Annotated in this window: 16 protein-coding genes; 7 read left to right on the top strand and 9 right to left on the bottom strand. The window is 45.7% G+C overall.

Annotated elements, in window-relative coordinates; all coding sequences use genetic code 11:
* Positions 1-90 precede the first annotated feature (90 nt).
* The gene (locus OO774_RS10035) at positions 91-327 is read right to left on the bottom strand and encodes a TIGR02647 family protein (RefSeq protein WP_264902014.1); all 237 of its coding nucleotides are present in this window, start codon (positions 325-327) and stop codon (positions 91-93) included.
* Positions 328-629: 302 nt separating this feature from the next.
* Here OO774_RS10035 and focA point away from each other — a divergent pair, with 302 nt between their 5' ends.
* A complete protein-coding gene (focA, locus tag OO774_RS10030; RefSeq protein ID WP_264902013.1) occupies positions 630-1,490 on the top strand; it encodes a formate transporter FocA in 861 nt (286 codons plus the stop codon).
* A 101-nt stretch (positions 1,491-1,591) separates the two neighbouring features.
* Here focA and OO774_RS10025 read toward each other — a convergent pair whose 3' ends face one another.
* Both OO774_RS10025 and OO774_RS10020 read right to left on the bottom strand, forming a co-directional pair.
* Positions 1,592-1,729 (bottom strand): hypothetical protein, encoded by a 138-nt coding sequence (locus OO774_RS10025; protein ID WP_264902012.1) that lies wholly within the window; start codon positions 1,727-1,729, stop codon positions 1,592-1,594.
* A gap of 245 nt (positions 1,730-1,974) precedes the next feature.
* The gene (locus OO774_RS10020; protein ID WP_264902010.1) at positions 1,975-2,778 is read right to left on the bottom strand and encodes an ABC transporter permease; all 804 of its coding nucleotides are present in this window, start codon (positions 2,776-2,778) and stop codon (positions 1,975-1,977) included.
* Positions 2,779-3,217: 439 nt separating this feature from the next.
* On the opposite strand from OO774_RS10020, the gene torE reads away from it, so the two are divergent.
* The 4 genes from torE (at position 3,218) to OO774_RS10000 (ending at position 9,072) form a co-directional block, all read left to right on the top strand.
* Positions 3,218-3,397: a trimethylamine N-oxide reductase system protein TorE gene (gene torE / locus OO774_RS10015; RefSeq protein ID WP_263838440.1), complete on the top strand. Its 180-nt coding sequence runs from the start codon at positions 3,218-3,220 to the stop codon at positions 3,395-3,397.
* Positions 3,398-3,447: 50 nt separating this feature from the next.
* Positions 3,448-4,632: a pentaheme c-type cytochrome TorC gene (gene torC / locus OO774_RS10010; protein WP_264902008.1), complete on the top strand. Its 1,185-nt coding sequence runs from the start codon at positions 3,448-3,450 to the stop codon at positions 4,630-4,632.
* A 25-nt stretch (positions 4,633-4,657) separates the two neighbouring features.
* The gene (gene torA / locus OO774_RS10005; RefSeq protein ID WP_264902007.1) at positions 4,658-7,120 is read left to right on the top strand and encodes a trimethylamine-N-oxide reductase TorA; all 2,463 of its coding nucleotides are present in this window, start codon (positions 4,658-4,660) and stop codon (positions 7,118-7,120) included.
* A 212-nt stretch (positions 7,121-7,332) separates the two neighbouring features.
* Positions 7,333-9,072, top strand: coding sequence for an alpha-galactosidase (locus OO774_RS10000; RefSeq protein WP_264902006.1), 1,740 nt, complete (start codon positions 7,333-7,335; stop codon positions 9,070-9,072).
* Between the two features lie 54 nt (positions 9,073-9,126).
* Here OO774_RS10000 and OO774_RS09995 read toward each other — a convergent pair whose 3' ends face one another.
* A complete protein-coding gene (locus tag OO774_RS09995) occupies positions 9,127-10,341 on the bottom strand; it encodes a putative manganese transporter (RefSeq protein ID WP_264902005.1) in 1,215 nt (404 codons plus the stop codon).
* A gap of 194 nt (positions 10,342-10,535) precedes the next feature.
* On the opposite strand from OO774_RS09995, the gene OO774_RS09990 reads away from it, so the two are divergent.
* Together OO774_RS09990 and OO774_RS09985 are read left to right on the top strand one after the other, a co-directional pair.
* Positions 10,536-11,441 carry a manganese-dependent inorganic pyrophosphatase gene (locus OO774_RS09990; RefSeq protein WP_264902003.1) on the top strand — a complete coding sequence of 302 codons (906 nt, stop codon included), beginning with the start codon at positions 10,536-10,538 and terminating at the stop codon, positions 11,439-11,441.
* A 75-nt stretch (positions 11,442-11,516) separates the two neighbouring features.
* On the top strand, positions 11,517-11,906 hold the full coding sequence (locus OO774_RS09985; RefSeq protein ID WP_264902002.1) for a DUF2750 domain-containing protein: 390 nt from the start codon (positions 11,517-11,519) through the stop codon (positions 11,904-11,906).
* A gap of 72 nt (positions 11,907-11,978) precedes the next feature.
* Here the strand turns inward: OO774_RS09985 and OO774_RS09980 are convergent, their stop codons facing one another.
* Genes OO774_RS09980 through OO774_RS09960 form a run of 5 tightly spaced genes read right to left on the bottom strand, consistent with a single transcriptional unit; the run spans position 11,979 to position 17,214 of the window.
* On the bottom strand, positions 11,979-12,767 hold the full coding sequence (locus OO774_RS09980) for an ATP-binding cassette domain-containing protein (RefSeq protein WP_264902001.1): 789 nt from the start codon (positions 12,765-12,767) through the stop codon (positions 11,979-11,981).
* Positions 12,764-13,759 carry an oligopeptide/dipeptide ABC transporter ATP-binding protein gene (locus OO774_RS09975; protein WP_264901999.1) on the bottom strand — a complete coding sequence of 332 codons (996 nt, stop codon included), beginning with the start codon at positions 13,757-13,759 and terminating at the stop codon, positions 12,764-12,766. The genes OO774_RS09980 and OO774_RS09975 overlap by 4 nt, the downstream gene beginning before the upstream one ends.
* Positions 13,759-14,646 carry an ABC transporter permease subunit gene (locus OO774_RS09970; RefSeq protein WP_264901997.1) on the bottom strand — a complete coding sequence of 296 codons (888 nt, stop codon included), beginning with the start codon at positions 14,644-14,646 and terminating at the stop codon, positions 13,759-13,761. The genes OO774_RS09975 and OO774_RS09970 overlap by 1 nt, the downstream gene beginning before the upstream one ends.
* On the bottom strand, positions 14,633-15,595 hold the full coding sequence (locus OO774_RS09965) for an ABC transporter permease subunit (protein ID WP_264901995.1): 963 nt from the start codon (positions 15,593-15,595) through the stop codon (positions 14,633-14,635). The genes OO774_RS09970 and OO774_RS09965 overlap by 14 nt, the downstream gene beginning before the upstream one ends.
* Entirely contained in the window at positions 15,595-17,214 is a 1,620-nt protein-coding gene (locus tag OO774_RS09960; protein WP_264901993.1) for an ABC transporter substrate-binding protein, read from the bottom strand. Before OO774_RS09960 ends, OO774_RS09965 begins: the two co-directional genes overlap by 1 nt.
* Between the last annotated feature and the right edge of the window lie 209 nt (positions 17,215-17,423).

Below are 17,423 nucleotides of genomic sequence, written 5' to 3'. Positions count from 1 at the left end.
TCAAACTTCAGTGTGTCAGGAATAAGTGTAAACCTATTGGGGAAATATGTGAATGCCACCTAAAATAAGTGGCATTTTGAAAGTGGTTTGTTAACTTGCAGCGAGCACCCGTAGAATTTTTTCCGCGTGCTCTGCGACTTCGATACCTTCGTCCGTTAAGTAACCACCATCGGGCAAGGTGCAGAGTTGTTTCTCATACAGACGAGCAATGGCGCTTTGGGTTTCTTCGGACGCATCTTTGTGAACTTTAATGCCCGTTGCTGCGCTGCTTAAATCGAACTGAAGAAGTAGATTCAATTCGGCCATGTGTTCCGCTGAATATTTCATAAATAATTCCTTTGCGCTTTTTTATCCAAGCTAGTCTCAAAAACCAGCTAGAGCAACACAAAACCGCGAGAAGTGTTAACTGTATTGCTATCAGGCTGATATAACGTGGGATTTTTACTCGAAAGAAAATATTCTTGTCACATATCAATGACAGCAAAAATTTCCCCTTTTAATGGTTCAAATTTGGCGATAAATATCCCATAACCAATATTTTTAGTTAACACTACAAATACCCCTTGAAAAAGTGTGAAAATCGCGCGATTATCGCCGCCTCCTTAATTGTTTCTAAATGTTACGCCACCATGAATTTCAATCAGTTTGACTCATTACTACCGCCGCAAGCTGCTGAACGCGCTGCTGAAGTTGGTGTAGGTAAAGCGACTAAAGCACCTGCTAAATCTTTCTTACTTGCCATTTCCGCAGGGCTTCACATTGGTATTGCATTCATTTTTTATACCACTGTAACGACAGGTGCAGGGGAGTTACCTTGGGGTATCACTCGTTTAATTGGTGGTCTAGCATTCAGCCTTGGTTTGATCCTCGTAGTGGTCACGGGTGGAGAGCTTTTCACCAGCTCGGTGTTGACTCTGGTGGCGCGTGCAAGTGGAAAAATTTCCTGGAAGGCGTTAGTTAAAAACTGGTTTGTGGTTTACTTTGGTAACATGGCTGGTGCCGCTATGCTGGTGGCTTGTATGCTAGTCAGCAAGCAGTATATGTTTGACGGCGGGCAGGTCGGCTTAAATGCCATGGCTATTTCCCAGCATAAATTACATCACGGTTTCTTTGCAGCCGTCGCGCTGGGCATTATGTGTAACGTTTTAGTCTGTATTGCTGTCTGGATGACATTCAGTGGACGTACGTTAACCGATAAGATTGCGGTAATGATTCTGCCCGTCGCCATGTTTGTGTCGGCAGGTTTCGAGCACTGTATTGCGAATATGTTCCAAGTTCCAATGGCAATCGGTATTAAGTACTTTGCCCCCGAGGCTTTCTGGCAAATGACTGGTGCAGATATAGCGAATTACGCGGATTTGAACATGACAGGTTTCATTTTCAACAACCTAATCCCTGTTACGTTAGGCAACATTATCGGCGGTGGTGTGTTTGTCGGTATGTGGTATTGGATGATTTACCTGCGTGATGAAGACAAACACCTGAGATAATCAGTGATCTTCTCTATTTCAGATTAGTAAAAAGGCGAGCTCAAATAGCTCGCCTTTCTCTTGTCTGAGGTCTTGCGTCTGCTCGCTTTAAACCTATGCAGCTATACTAACTCTTCGTTAATCCCAAACTCGATAGGCACCCAGTGGGACGTCATTTCGCTTGGTTCCTGCACTAGCCACTCCAGTGGCGCATCAGACAATAATTCATCGTACCTTTCAGAGACCATTAATACATCCATGATAGTTGCTCCTTTTTGCGACTCCCTGCACTGTAAAACTAGAGTATTTCAGCCAAGTGATCAATTTATGACCGTTGTGTGTAGGAAAAACCTTTTTCCAGACAACCGGTTATGTTTCTGATTGCGTATATGTTTTCATTGCTTATCCACATTTTCTGTGGATAACCTGTCTTAAACATCGTGTGTATCTCTCTCAGTACAGAAAATATTATAAAATTAAACGGTTATATGCGAGTGCTTCGAACTTATTTTGTAGAACTTTTTTGCTCAATTTTTACTCTAATCCGGCCTTCTTTGGTTTGCACACTGCTCAATGTCATTTCTAGGGTGATAACCACTGATATATTTAACATGACAAAAATCGCTAGCATGATCACCAATTGATACTTAATCGCGACCAGAGGGCTTGCGCCTCCCAAGATTTGTCCAGTCATCATCCCAGGGAGTGTCACGAGGCCAGTTGCGGTCATTGACGCTAAGATTGGTGCCATGGACTTTCTTAGCGCCTCTTGCACAAAAGGAAATGACGCGTATTTGGGAGAAGCGCCAAGTGAAATCGCCGCTTCGTATTCTGTCTTACGCTCTTCAAAGGCGGTAAAGAGGTTTTGCAGTGCGATGATGTTGCTGCTTAAGCTATTACCTAACAACATGCCTGCCAGAGGAATCATGTATTGGGCACTATAAAGAGGAGTCGGTCGAACTAAACCTACCGTCATAGCAATAAGAAGCGGACATAGACCGCAAACAAGCCCTGTGATCAGAGGTAGCATCAATGGTTTTTTAGGTAAGCGAGCTTTACCCGCAATCGTGCTTGCGCCAACCACAATCATGACGGCTATCCATAGCACGTTGACCAGTAAACTATTTAGGTGAAAGAGGTACTCTAAGTAAACGCCTATCAGGATCAGCTGCACTGTCATACGGAGAACACTGATCGAAGTATCTTTCGCAATTCCCAATTTGTAGCGATAGTTAATTGCCAGAGGGATGAGCAAAATCAAACTAAATATCGCCAGTTTTATCCAGCTAATATCTACTACGCTGTCCATCAATTCTCCTAAATTCTCTTCTTTACCCTTTCTATATTAACTCATATTTTTTGAATGCTTTAAATGCGAGTCAAAGTCTCCTTTCTAAATCATTTCTTATCAATTTGTTTACATTATTTGGTTTTTCTTCGCTATGAAAATGCATTTTTCCCGTAATGTTTAACTTGAAAATGTTATTTGTGTTTTTATATTGTTGCCAATTTAACATTTGTTTAAAAGACTTATTTTTTCATATCTGTTCATGTTTTTTAATAAACAATATCAATCCCACACATCTCCGTTCGAACTCAAAAAAGTATTGAATAACAAGGGGTGAAGGGCGTTATTTGATTGAACCCTACTATTAATATGGACTAACATTTTCGGTTATAAATTGTAAAAAACTTAAGCTCTATTTCCTGAGCTTTTCAATAACACTAAATACAAAGTAGGCAAATGTATGAGAGATGTTAATAATATTGAGTGCGGTGAAAAACGCTCCCTTGAATGGAAGTCGTTTTTCTTTATCGCGGTTGTGCTCTTTCCAATTTTAAGTGTGGGTTTCGTTGGCGGTTACGGATTCATCGTATGGATGCTGCAGGTGTTCTTCTTTGGACCTCCTGGTGCGCACGGTATGTAAGCCGTTGAGCTCATAACCACACTTTTGAAAAGATTTTAAGAGAGCAAATAATGAAATCAATAATCATTAAACTGTGGCGTACGATGACACGCCCTGCCGTGCATATCAGCCTTGGTGTGCTAACTATGGGTGGCTTTATCGCAGGCGTTATTTTCTGGGGTGGCTTCAACACAGCGTTAGAAGCAACCAATACGGAAGAGTTCTGTATCAGCTGTCACACCATGCGCGACAACGTTTATGTTGAACTACAAGACACGGTTCACTGGAAAAACCACTCTGGTGTGCGTGCGACTTGTCCTGACTGTCACGTTCCACATAACTGGACAGATAAAATCGCGCGTAAGATGCAGGCTTCTAAAGAGGTGTTTGCACAAGTATTTGGTAACTACGATGAAGAAGGGGTGTTTGAAGAACGCCGTATCGAGTTAGCCAAACATGAATGGGATCGTTTTTCTGCGAACAAATCTCTTGAATGTAAAAACTGCCATAACTACGACTCGATGGACTTCGACCAGATGTCTCCGACCGCGCGTATCCAAATGAAACAAGCCGCAGAGAAAGATCAAAGCTGTGTCGATTGCCACAAAGGCATTGCGCACAACTTACCTGCAGGTATGGATAGCATCGGCGGTATTGTGGGCGATCTGGAACAAATGACATCAAACACGGATTACGCAGTAGGTCAGCAGCTAGTCAGCATTCGTCATCTTCCACTTTACTTTGATGAGCAAGGTACTAAAGAAGCGGGTCTTCTGAACCCGGCATCGTCCGTAAAAGTTATCGAAGAAAAAGGCGACTTTGTTGAAATTGAAATCGATGGCTGGCGTAAAGCGAAAGGCTTTGGTCGTGTAATCCAAGAAGATTTCGGTAAGAACATTGCGACAGCATCTCTGCTAAAAGAAGCGTCTACCGACAGCAACATGGTGACGACAGGTGAAAAGCGTGTTGACGAACTCACTGGTCTCCCATGGGAAAAAGTGACAGCGAAAGCTTGGCTGAAGAAAGAGTCGACGTTGAACGATATCAACCCAGTATGGGAAAAATCACGTGAAGCGTACAAAACTAACTGTTCAGTATGTCACACGCAACCTGCTGAAGAGCACTTCGACGCGAACACCTGGCCAGGTATGTTCGACGGTATGTTAGCGTTCGTCAACCTGGATACGGACAGCGAAGCGCTTATCTTGAAATATCTACAGAAGCACTCTTCAGATTATGCTGAAGGCCACCACTAATAAGCGTCGGATTGGAGAATTTTAAATGGCTATTACACGAAGAAGTTTTCTTAAAGGCGTAGCAACGACAAGTGCCGCGTCAGTTATCGGTCCAAGCTTATTAGCGTCAGCTTCTGCAAAAGCCGCGGAATCGACAGGTACCTGGAAAGTGACGGGCTCGCACTGGGGCGCATTCCGCGCTCATATCTACGCGGGTAAGGTTCAGGAGATCAAACCATTAGAGCTTGATAAGAACCCGACAGAGATGCTTAACGGCATCAAGGGCATCATTTACAGCCCTTCGCGTGTCCGTTACCCAATGGTTCGTCTGGATTGGCTGAAAAAGCACAAGTACAGCGCAGATACTCGCGGCAACAACCGTTTTATCCGTGTAACGTGGGATGAAGCGCTGGACCTGTTCTACCGTGAGTTAGAGCGTGTACAGAAAGAATACGGTCCGTGGGCACTGCACGCTGGCCAAACTGGCTGGAACCAAACAGGTGCGTTCAACAACTGTACCGCACACATGCAACGTGCAGTTGGCATGCATGGTAACTTCATCACGAAAGTTGGCGACTACTCGACAGGTGCGGGCCAAACCATCATGCCTTACGTACTCGGTTCAACAGAAGTTTATGCACAAGGTACGTCTTGGTCTGAAATCTTAGAGAACTCGGACAACATTGTTTTGTGGGCGAACGATCCAGTGAAAAACCTTCAGGTAGGCTGGAACTGTGAAACGCACGAATCTTTCAAGTATCTAGAACAGCTAAAAGAGAAAGTCGCGAAAGGTGAGATCAACGTTCTGTCTGTCGACCCAGTGAAGAACAAAACTCAGCGCTACCTAGAGAACGATCATCTGTACATCAACCCGATGACCGACGTGGCGTTCATGCTGGCTGTTGCACACGTGCTGTACAACGAAGAGCTCTACGATAAGAAGTTCATTGAGACTTACTGTCTGGGCTTTGAAGAGTTCATTCAATACGTTCAGGGTCAAACCAAAGATAAGACGGAAAAGACTCCTGAGTGGGCGGCATCAATTTGTGGCGTGAAGGCGGATAAGATTCGCGAATTCGCCCGTATGCTGGTAAATGGCCGTACACAGATCCTGATGGGGTGGTGTATTCAGCGTCAGGAGCACGGTGAGCAGCCATACTGGGCAGCAGCCGTTGTCGCAGCAATGGTTGGTCAGATCGGTCTGCCTGGCGGCGGTATCTCTTATGGTCACCACTACTCAAGTATCGGTGTTCCATCAACGGGTTTCGCCGGTCCTGGCGGCTTCCCGCGTAACCTTGACCAAGGTATGAAGCCGAAGTGGGATAACAATGATTTCAACGGCTACAGTCGCACTATCCCGGTAGCGCGTTGGATTGATGCTATTCTGGAGCCAGGTAAAGAGATCAATTACAACGGCGGTAAAGTTAAGCTGCCAGATTTCAAAATGATGGTTATCTCGGGTTGTAACCCATGGCACCATCACCAAGATCGCAACCGCATGAAGAAAGCGTTCAAGAAGCTACAAACGGTTGTGACCATTGAATTTGCCTGGACGGCAACTTGTCGCTTCTCTGATATCGTGTTGCCAGCTTGTACTCAGTGGGAGCGCAACGATATCGACGTTTATGGCTCGTACTCAAGCCGTGGTTTGGTGGCAATGCACCGTTTGGTGGATCCACTGTTCCAATCTAAACCTGACTTCCAGATCATGAGTGAACTGACACAACGCTTTGGCCGCCGTGAAGAGTACACTCGTGGTATGAGTGAGATGGAATGGATCGAAAGCCTGTACAACGATTGTAAGAAAGCCAATGAAGGCAAATTCGAAATGCCAGAGTTCAACGAGTTCTGGGAGAAGAGTGTACTGGACTTTGGTGAAGGTAAACCTTGGGTTCGCCATGCGGATTTCCGTAAGGACCCAGAGTTGAATCCATTGGGCACGCCATCTGGTTTCATCGAGATTACTTCCCGTAAGATCGGTCGGTACGGTTACGAACATTGCCAAGAGCACCCAATGTGGTTCGAAAAATCAGAACGTTCACACGGTGGTCCGGGTTCAGACAAATACCCGTTCTGGTTACAGTCTTGTCACCCGGATAAGCGTCTGCACTCACAAATGTGTGAATCTGAAGAGTTCCGTGCTACTTACGCAGTGCAAGGTCGTGAGCCTGTTTACATCAACCCGGTTGATGCAAAAGCGAAAGGCATCAAAAATGGTGACTTGGTACGTGTATTTAACGGTCGTGGTCAGCTTTTGGCGGGTGCGGTTCTGACCGACAGTTACCCACGTGGTGTGGTTCGTATCGAAGAAGGCGCCTGGTATGGCCCTCTGAACGAGAAAGAAGGCGCCATCTGTACTTACGGCGACCCTAACACGCTAACGCAAGACATCGGCTCTTCTGAGCTTGCACAGGCTACTTCTGCAAACACTTGTATCGTCGACTTTGAGAAGTTCACAGGTAAAGTGCCGCCGGTCACATCATTCGGTGGTCCAATCGAAGTTGCTTAATAAGAGTATAAGAACGAAACATGATACCAGCCTCCGGGCTGGTATTTTTTTAGCTGAATTGGGTGAGCGTTATCTCGACAATTGTGTTTCACTGGGAGTATTCGTGAGGCAACTAACGATTTCCTCTTTTCAACCGTAGGATAATGGTGACCGTGCCTAAACGGTTCATATTGAACCAAGTATAAAGATAATAATAACTAAGTAGATATAATATGACTCAAACCTTTCAGTTTGCTAACCGTGTAGAAATCTCTGTCGTTGATAACGACCTCCAAGTCGATATCATCTCCAATCAAGCCTATTTTTCTTTTGCTGGCATTCACCAGAAAACCTTTACCGATCGCGAAGTACTCTTTGAAGTGCCATTTTTATATGAACATGGTGCTCGTGTGGTCGGAGACGGTTTCCAGATGTTGGCCCAAACCTCAGGGACCATCAGCCAGCCAATAGATATTGGTCGCTGTCCTGATAACAGTCCGAGTTATCGGATCTACCCCCAAGATGCCCCCAAGCGTTACTACAACTACTTAGTCGTGGAAGACTCTGATGGATATACGTTATTTGGTTTTACCAGTTGCCGTCGATTCGCAGGCTATTTTGATGTTCAGCAACATGAAGAGCAGTGGATTCTGTCTGCGGCTATCGATGGTGAACACACGCAAGTGACGGACTGGGAAACAAATACCTTGGAGTCCGTTACCGTGCTGAGCGGAACATCATTGGCAGCACTTTACCAACAATACAGCAAGATGATTGCAGATAATCATCCGGTGCGTAACGGTGTCACACAATGTGCGCCTATAGGTTGGTGCTCGTGGTACGCCTATTATGCAGAAGTGACAGAAACGAATATTCTGCAAAACGTCGAGTGTATGAGCGATAAATTGGCGGATCTGGAGTGGGTGTTACTTGATGATGGCTATCAGGCGTTTATGGGCGACTGGCTGACGCCTTCCGATAAGTTTTCTGGTGGTGTAAAAGAGTTAATTCAGAACATTCGTTCTAAGGGGAAAAAGCCAGCGATTTGGATGGCGCCGTTTATTGCTCAACCAGAATCGGAAGTGTTCAAGCAACACCCTGACTGGTTTGTGCGCCATCATGATGGCAGTTTAATGAAAGCAGAGGATGTCACCTATGGAGGCTGGCGATGCACACCGTGGTATATTCTCGACACTTCTCTTCCAGAAGTCCAAGATCACCTTACTCATGTGGTGTCTGTCATGCGTGAAAAGTGGGGTGTCGAACTGTTTAAGCTGGATGCAAACTATTGGGGTACCCTCAAGGGAAAACGCAGTCAGTCTGGAGTGACAGGCGTAGAAGCGTACCGAATGGGTATGGAAGCGATAGCGAAAGGGGCAGGTGACGCTTGGCTGCTGGGTTGCAACGCGCCAATGTGGCCTTCGCTGGGGCTGGTGGATGCGATGCGTGTATCCGATGACGTTGAACGTCATAGTCATCGTTTCGAACAGCTCGCCAAAGAAACATTTTACCGCAGTTGGCAGCACCGAAAGCTTTGGCAGATTGACCCAGACTGCGCAACGTTTACCTCTTTACCAAATCAAGCGGCTTCGCGTGAGGACTACGAATTTCATCGTACTGTACTTTTGGCTTGTGGTGGCTTGTTACTTTCTGGCGATCCTCTGCCAGAGATTACCCCATTTGCGAGCAAAACGTTGTCGAAACTTATGTTGCGCCAACGTCGCAGCCAGGAATCTGCACTTTTCTCGGCGTTGAGTTTAAACCACGCATTCTTGAAGCTAACCAACAAGAATGATCTGCATTGTTTGTTTAACTACTCCAATCAGGACGCAACGGAGTTTACACTGACTTCGGACAAACCAGTCGACTGGTATGATTTCTGGACGGGAGAAAAGCTCAACCAAGATGCTTGTCAGATGTTTTTAGTCAGTTTAGATAAAGGACTCCATGCAAGAGCGATCGTCACAGTATAGGGTGATGGGTTGAGTACAGAGCCTCAAATGAGGCTCTTTTACTTTTTGAAGCGGCTATAGCTCAAATAAGAAGTAATAACCATAACCAACAATAAATGCAGGAATAGATGAGTAAATAGTAGCAACTAATGCTGCTTTGGGTGCCATCGCAATAGCCGGGAAAAGGGCATCACCGTCATTCGAGATGGCATTGGCTATTTGTGCTGAAAAAGGCGCAGCACCGGACAAGTATAAACTTGTCACTAAAATTTGAGGTCCACAACCAGGAAGTATTCCTATCATCAATCCGGCTAATGGCATCCAAATTCCCCAATTTGAGAGAGAAGTGGCGACATCCAGCCCGGAAAAGTAAGTCGTAAACTCAAACGCAATGAAGGCAATAATTACCCACGCACTGACGAAGTTGGTGTCTTGCGCCGCTTTTTGAATTGGGTGGGAGTCGATGATTTTCTCATCTTCGGATACTGTCGATTGATAACAACCCAACTCTTTCGTCATTGCCCAGAGTGACATCGTCGTGACCGCAAAAATCGCCCCAATCCATTCAATGGTATTTGTTGGTAAGTTAAGCAGCTGATTGATATCTAATTGGAAGGACATCATCAGCGCGACAATACTGGTTGGTAATATAAGCCATTTCCAGAAAGTGCCTTGTAAATTGATCGCCTTCTGTTCCTGAGCGCTATAACCTTCGCTTTGGCTTTGAGGAATAAATGGTTCATTTGGGTTTACTTTATGGACGGGACGCAAAAAATCCTCTTTGTGAAAAGCGTTTACAACCAGTCCAGAAATTGTACCGACTACGATACCCGTTACCACTACACCAATACCGACCACAGGTTTAGCGGCGAGCAGCAAAAAAGCCGCGTCACCCATTGTTGATGTTAATACAGCAACAATGGCACCAAAACCGACTCGCCCACTAATAAACTGCGTGGTCACAACAATCGCACCGCCACATCCCGGCAGTCCGCCAAGAAGGGCAGCAAAAAAAACCTGGTGGGTTTGAGAATGACGGTATAGCTCGGTGAAGCGATTAGTTTTCGATAGGAAGTGGGATAGATAATGATAAATCACCAGAGTCGCGCACACGTAACATGAAACAGCCCAAAAGGAATCGGATAGTGTTGTCACCGCGATTTCACGAGTGTTGCCATTTACCAACAGTGCGAGCATAAAGGCAGGTATGAGCAGGCGTTTATACGCTAATCGGAACTGAGTTGGTCGAAGCAGGTGCTGGGCTGAATGCAAAAATCTCGTCGCGTTCATTATCGTCTCAAATGCAAATGGTAATAATTATCATTATATATTAATGATAATTATTCGCAACCGAGTTATGCACTTTTCTTCGTGTCAAAGTCCGTTAAATCAGGTAAAGTACTGGCCTTTGTGAGCAAACAGCTTCCATGGCACACGGTGCCATTATTCGGAAGCGTATCAAATTGACTTGAATAGGAAGAAACATGATTCTAGTTGTAGGTCATAAGAACCCAGACAGTGATAGTATTTGTAGTGCACTTGTTGCAACTGAACTTCTTAAGGCGCGTGGTGTTGAAGCAATGCCAATTCGTCAGGGTGAAATCAACCGTGAAACTCAGCACATTCTTGAAGTAGCTGGCGCAGAAGTTCCAGAACTTCGCACTTCAGTAGCGGGTGAAACCGTTTGGCTAGTAGACTACTCAGATCTAGCGCAAGCACCTGATGACATCGCTGAAGCTGAAATCGCGGGTATCGTTGACCACCACCGTTTAGGTGATGTGATGACAGTGAACCCAATGGAAGCATGGATCTGGCCTGTTGGTTGTACCAACACGGTTCTATTCAACATGTTCAAGATCGAAGGTCACGCGATCACTCCACAAATCGCTAAGCTAATGATGTCAGCGATCCTATCTGACACAGTAGGTTTCGCATCTCCAACTTGTACTCAAAAAGACAAAGACGCCGTTGCTGAGCTAGCTGCAATTGCAGACGTACAAGATGTTGACGTATTCATCAAAGATCTTCTGATCGCGAAAACAAACATCGAAGGTCTATCAGCTGCTGAGCTAGTTGAAAAAGACCTGAAGGGTTACCCATTCAACGGCCGTGACGTAGTAGTAGGTCAGGTTGAACTTGCAACACTAGAGCAAGTTGACGGTATGATCGAAGCGCTTGAAGCGGATCTAGAAGCTCGTTGTGTAAACGACAACCTAGCATTTGCAGCCGTAATGCTAACAGACATCACTACGGCTCAAACTCGTCTTCTATACAAAGGTGAGTGGGCAGAGAAGCTAGTTAAGCATGAGGACAACGGCATGCTAATGATGGAAAATACTCTAAGCCGTAAGAAGCAAGGCTGGCCTTGGCTTCAAACTGAATTAGCGTAATTTTCACATTACCAGCTTATAATTGAAATGCCCGCCGATAGGTGGGCATTTTTCTATGGGAAACAGGAGACCAATATGTCCGAGGCATTGACCCAAGAGCAAATGGATACCATCAATCGTTACAATGAAGAGCAACGATTGAACTACTGCGTAAAAGAGATCGTCGCGAATCGCAAAGTATGGATTCTAAAAGATGAACATGGTTGCGTGATGCTTAATACAGAAGATGACGATTGTGTTCCTGTCTGGCCCAATCAAGAGTTTGCTCAGCAATGGGCGACAGGTGATTGGGAAGATTGCGAGCCAGAAGCCATCTCACTGAATAAGTGGCACAGTCGCTGGACGGTGGGACTAGAAGATGACGAGCTTTCGGTTGTGATATTCCCAAACCAGAACGAAGAGGGCGTGGTTCTGTTTCCGGATGAGTTTGATTTTGAACTGCGCAAAATCGCGGGCCGAAGATAGTCGATAGTTAAGTCAAAGACGATTTACTAGTACCAGAATTAATCAAGCCTGCAAATAATGCAGGCTTTTTCGTTACATTGAGTGGTTGGGCGCCTTGTAGAAGTGACTTTCAACCAACCGCTGAGTAATCGGGTGCTCAGGGTGAGTTAGAACCTGTTGGGTATCACCACATTCAACCACTTCGCCTTCATGCATGACCATGACTTTATCCGTAATGTGTTTGACGATACCGATGTGCTGCGATACGTAAACGAAAGACAAGCCCATCTCTTCTTGTAGTTCTAAGAACAAGTTCAGAATCTGCGAGCGCATAGCCATATCGAGACCGTTTAGTGCTTCATCAGCAACGATAATCGATGGCTGGAGTATCAAAGCGCGAGCCAGACAGACACGCTGCTTTTGTCCAGCAGCCAGCATCTGCGGATAAAAGTAGGCATGTTCGGGCAGCAAGCCAACTCGACGAAGGGTTTCTTTAACGCGTTTCATACGCGCATCCGGCGGCATATTGGTGTTTCGCTTGAGCGGACCTTCTAATATGCGACCGATTTGAATGCGAGGGTTGAGAGAGGTATTCGGATCTTGAAAAATCATACGAATCAGCTTGCAGCGTGTCGCATAATCTTTATGTTCCAAACGTTCACCATTTACGCGAATTTCGCCAGAACTTGGTGCTACAACACCAGCCAGCATACGAGCCAGTGTCGACTTACCAGAGCCATTTTGCCCAATAAAGCCAATGGTCTGTCCCGGTTCAAGAGTGAAGCTGACAGGCTTTACAGCTACAGTCGTTTCACGTTTAAAAAAACCTGAGCGCGTGACAAACTGCTTCGACAAATTATCGACTTCAAGTAGCGCACTCATGACTTTTTCTCCGTATTGAGTGGAAAGTGACAGTTGAACTTATGATTCTTGATTCGCCGGGTGTGCGGAATTTCAACACATTGCTTTTGCGCATAAGGGCAACGCGGACCTAATCGACAACCAATTGGCAAATGCTGCAAAGGTGGAATTGAGCCAGGTAGAGATTGGAGTTTCTGTTTGTGTGGTACCCAATCGTTAAAATCTGGCATCGCCTTTAGCAGAGCATCGGTATAAGGGTGCTTCGGTGCCGCAATGATCTTACGTGTGTCAGCAGACTCAACCGATTGACCACAGTACATCACGGTAATGCGGTTTGCCCATTGAGTGATAGTGGTTAAGTCGTGACCAATAAGCAAGATCGTGGTGTTGTTGAGCTGATTCATCCGGCTCAACAGACGTAAAATTTGCGACTGAGTGATTGGGTCAAGGTCATTCGTCGGCTCGTCTGCAATCAGCAGCTTAGGCTTGGTGGCAATCGCCATGGCAATCATGACTTTTTGACACTCACCGTCTGTCAGCTCGTAAGGATAGCTGCCCATTATCCGCTTGTGATCTTTGATGCCAACTTTATGCAGTAAGGCAATCGCTTGTTTTTTACGCCACTTAAATCGCTCCCACCATTTACCGTCAAAAGATCGAGATGGAATCGATTCAATCAGTTGGCGGCCGACTTCCTCTGAAGGGTCCAAACAGGTCGAAGGCTCTTGAAAAATCATCGCAATGTCTCGCGCGATTACTTTCCGCCGCTCTTTAGGAGTAAGTTGAAGAAGATCGATATTCCCTAAGCGCATCCGGTCTGCGGTGATTCGCCAGGTATCCTTGTTGACGCCAACAATGGCTTTGGCAACAAGACTTTTTCCTGAGCCCGATTCACCCACCAAACCGCGAATCTCACCTTCATTTAACGTGAGGCTCATTCTGTCTACAGCTCGAACCATTCCCTGAGGTGTTTCAATTTCAATGGTCAAATGACGAATGTCTAATAACGGCATTATTCGATCCCCGCATTAAGCGATCGGCGTACCCCTTCACCTACTAAGTTTAGGGTAATGACAGTAAACATGATAGTGAGGCCTGGTAGGGTTACTGTCCACGGAGCGATGTATATAAGTTCGACTGAATCGCCCAAAATCGCGCCCCATTCAGTGCTTGGTGCTTGTGCTCCCAACCCCAGAAAGCCCAACGCGGTAATGTCTAAAATCGCAGTAGAAAGCGCCAGAGTGAACTCTGCGGCGATGACGGTAAGTACGTTTGGCAGTATCGAGCTCCACAGTAGGTAGAAATCATTTGCGCCATCCAGACGTGCCGCCATAATGTAGTCTTTTTCGACCTCAGAATGCACTGCAATGTACACCGAGCGAATAAAACGCGGAATGAGTGCCAAGCAGATCGCGAGCAAGATATTGAACTCGCCAAATCCCAGAAATGCCACAAAAATGATCGCCAAAAGTAGCGAGGGAATCGACATTACTGTGTCGAGCAGGTGGTTCAAGGTACTAGAAAGGAGCCCCTTAGTCATACCAGCTAATACACCAATGAGGCAACCGATGATGGCTGCAGTAATTGTTATGCCAACCGCCGCTCCAAACGTCAGCTGAGATCCGATGATAAGACGTGACAGAATATCGCGTCCTAAATCGTCCGTTCCCAAGAAGTAATCGACAGAACCTGATGGTGACCAAGATGGTGGCACGAGTAACTCACCAGATTGAGCCTGAGGATCAAACGGCGCGATGAATGGAGCAAACAGGGTGACTAATACAATGAACACTAGGCACCACAAGCCAAACATTGCCAAACCGTTAGCACGGTAACTACGCCAGAATCGCTCGAATTGAGTGGGAATGTGTTCTTCCTGATAAACGTTATTTGTTAGCATACCATTCCTTTCTCACCAGAGGGTTAATCGTGGCACCAATCAAATCCGAAAGGATATTGGCGGTCAGAACCAGTGTCGCAAGCACCATAACCCCTGCCTGGATTGAGGCATAGTCTTGGTTCGCCAATGCATCCAGTAGCCAGCGACCAATACCCGGCCAGTTGAAAACAGACTCGGTAATGATCGCAAGGGTGATCATACTTGATAGCTGAACGCCGACTTTCGGGATGATCGGGGGAATCGCATTGCGCAGCACATGCTGAGTGATGATCTCTCTATTAGAAAGACCTTTAATTCTCGCGGCTCGAATGTAATTTTGACTCATCACATCGGCAACCGACGATCGCATGAGACCAATGACCTGGGTGGTTGGCGCGAGAGCCAAGACCAAACATGGCAGTACCATGTGCTCAATAACACTTTGTAACGCGTGAACTCGATACTCGCCTTTGGCCATAAAGGCATCGACAATAGCAAAGCCTGTGATGTGATCGATTTCGTACAGCAGATCATAGCGACCAGCTACTGGGAAAAATTGATATTCAAGTGAAAACACCATGATAAGTAGCAGTGCGACCCAAAAGATTGGCGCAGAATACCCAGACATGGCTAAAAAAGAAATGCTGGTATCTAGACCTTTGCCCTGCTTCATACCTGCTAGGGTTCCTAGTGGGATCCCAATTAGAAGCGAAACAAGAAAGGCAAAAAAACACAGCTCTAATGTGGCCGGAAACACGATGGCTAACTCATCGAAAATGGCATTGCCACTCTTACTGTAGCCGAAATCCAGTTGTGTTAGGTTAACAAGGTAGTTTTGCCAACCCGACCAAAAGTCAACTTGTGCCCAATGTGAAATTGGATCAAGACGCAATAGAGAGAAACCCACTAAAGTGAGGATCATCAATGTGATGAAAAACAGGTTAAAGCGTCGAATGGTATACAAAAGCATCAGTGAACTCTCTCAACTCTATCAAATGGTTGTGCATTGAAAGGGCTTGATTTGAAGCCTGTCAGCGATTTGTCGTGAACACGGAATTGCACACCATGCGCGAGTGGAATAACGGGGAACTGTTCATTCAAAATGTTTTGCGCTTGTCGATATAGGTTCAAACGATATCTTGGTTCTTGTGTCTCTATTGCCAAATCCAGTAAGAAGTCAAAATCGTCGTTACACCACATGGAAACGTTCAGACCAACCCGTTCAGACTCACATGACAATAATGGACGGAAGAAATTATCGGGGTCACCTGTATCGCCAATCCACCCCGTGAGCAGTAGATCAAGATTGTCCAGATTATCTAAATCGACACGTTCAAATCGATCATCCGTCAACAAGGTTAAATCAACACCAATATCGGCGAAGTTAGCTTGGATTAGCTCAGCAGTCTTACGAGGGCTTGGGTTGAACGCACGAGGTTCTAACGGAACCCACATGGTGAGCGCCAAGCCTTCTTGATAGCCAGCTTCGCGAAGTAGGGCGAGAGCGTAGTTTCTATCGTAACGTATTTTGACACTGTCCTTTTGATAAGCCCATGAGTTTGGTGGGAGCAGGGTGTAAGCTTGAGTACCTGTTCCGTAATAGACGGAATCCAATATGTTTTGTCGATTAATCGCAAGGTTGAGCGCTTGACGAACTCGAGGATCGGTCAGTGCTGGGTTACTCGTGTTAATCGCGATGAAAGAGACGTTGTTCGCTGGTGTCGCTTTCAACTCTAGATTGTCATTTTCCTGTATAACTGGTATCTGACTCGAAATTGGCGAAGATAACACATCACATTCATTTCTTAGTAACTTGGCCAAGGTACCCGTTCCACGATGAGAGATATCAAATACCACTTGTTCCATTTTCGCAGGAACGTTCCAGTAGTGAGGGTGACGCTCTAAGCGAATTAAATCATTCACCTGAAATTCTTTTAGCTGGAATGGCCCTGTGCCAATCGGTAATTGATCAATTAGCTCTTTATGATCTTTAGCAGCGAGTAGTTGTCCATACTCAGCCGACAACAAGATTGCATGGCTGGTGGCGATGTTAGCCAGAAAAGAAAAGTTTGGTTTTGAAAGCTTAAACATGACGGTGTCATTGTCGACGGCAATCACATCTTGCAGTAGGTTTTTGAAGTCCAGACCAGCAAACCATGGATACAAACCGCCGCCCACTAGATGGAAAGGGTGGTTATCATCGATGATTCGTTTGAAGCTAAACACCACGTCTTTCGAATTCAGTGCACGGCTGGGCGTAAACCAAGAGGTGGTCTGAAATTGAACTCCGTGCTTGAGCTTAAACGTGTACTCAGTCCCATCCTCATTCACCGACCAGTTTTCTGCAATACTGGCGATCGGTTTATGGGATGTTGGGTCAATCGTAAGTAATGTGTCGTACAACTGAGGGCTAAGCGCTTCAGCGGTAATACCACTATCAACCAGTTGTGGATTAAATGTTGTTGGCTTACCTTGCCCACAAAACACAAACCTTGTTTGGCGAATATCGTTATGGTCGATCTCATCGCCACAGGCGGTGAGTAAGCTAATCCCTATGAGGCTCAGCGATAATCTTATAAAAGCATTCATAATATGAAATGTTCATTGGATCTTGCTTGTTTCATTTGAAGTTACTCATCCAGAGTTAACAAGCGAAAATGATCCCGCTAATTTAACACCTTTGTGAACTTGCTCCAAATACAAAATCTTTTGCTCGCAGTGTGTTAGATAAAAAGACCTAGTCTAATTATCACTGTAGACCTAAATAGTTACGCGTGTTTAGGTCACGTTTCTGTTTG

Origin of the sequence: Vibrio sp. STUT-A11, from assembly GCF_026000435.1 — a bacterium.
Taxonomy (GTDB): domain Bacteria; phylum Pseudomonadota; class Gammaproteobacteria; order Enterobacterales; family Vibrionaceae; genus Vibrio.
Note: the sequence above shows the minus strand (reverse complement) of the source record. Positions and strands in the feature narration are given on the sequence as shown.

Bases quoted from the DNA above. Each gene is read 5' to 3' on its own strand.
- OO774_RS10035 (WP_264902014.1), bottom strand. From the start codon at position 327: ATGAAATATTCAGCGGAACACATGGCCGAATTGAATCTACTTCTTCAG.
- focA (WP_264902013.1), top strand. From the start codon at position 630: ATGAATTTCAATCAGTTTGACTCATTACTACCGCCGCAAGCTGCTGAA.
- OO774_RS10025 (WP_264902012.1), bottom strand. From the start codon at position 1,729: ATGGATGTATTAATGGTCTCTGAAAGGTACGATGAATTATTGTCTGAT.
- OO774_RS10020 (WP_264902010.1), bottom strand. From the start codon at position 2,778: ATGGACAGCGTAGTAGATATTAGCTGGATAAAACTGGCGATATTTAGT.
- torE (WP_263838440.1), top strand. From the start codon at position 3,218: ATGAGAGATGTTAATAATATTGAGTGCGGTGAAAAACGCTCCCTTGAA.
- torC (WP_264902008.1), top strand. From the start codon at position 3,448: ATGAAATCAATAATCATTAAACTGTGGCGTACGATGACACGCCCTGCC.
- torA (WP_264902007.1), top strand. From the start codon at position 4,658: ATGGCTATTACACGAAGAAGTTTTCTTAAAGGCGTAGCAACGACAAGT.
- OO774_RS10000 (WP_264902006.1), top strand. From the start codon at position 7,333: ATGACTCAAACCTTTCAGTTTGCTAACCGTGTAGAAATCTCTGTCGTT.
- OO774_RS09995 (WP_264902005.1), bottom strand. From the start codon at position 10,341: ATGAACGCGACGAGATTTTTGCATTCAGCCCAGCACCTGCTTCGACCA.
- OO774_RS09990 (WP_264902003.1), top strand. From the start codon at position 10,536: ATGATTCTAGTTGTAGGTCATAAGAACCCAGACAGTGATAGTATTTGT.
- OO774_RS09985 (WP_264902002.1), top strand. From the start codon at position 11,517: ATGTCCGAGGCATTGACCCAAGAGCAAATGGATACCATCAATCGTTAC.
- OO774_RS09980 (WP_264902001.1), bottom strand. From the start codon at position 12,767: ATGAGTGCGCTACTTGAAGTCGATAATTTGTCGAAGCAGTTTGTCACG.
- OO774_RS09975 (WP_264901999.1), bottom strand. From the start codon at position 13,759: ATGCCGTTATTAGACATTCGTCATTTGACCATTGAAATTGAAACACCT.
- OO774_RS09970 (WP_264901997.1), bottom strand. From the start codon at position 14,646: ATGCTAACAAATAACGTTTATCAGGAAGAACACATTCCCACTCAATTC.
- OO774_RS09965 (WP_264901995.1), bottom strand. From the start codon at position 15,595: ATGCTTTTGTATACCATTCGACGCTTTAACCTGTTTTTCATCACATTG.
- OO774_RS09960 (WP_264901993.1), bottom strand. From the start codon at position 17,214: ATGAATGCTTTTATAAGATTATCGCTGAGCCTCATAGGGATTAGCTTA.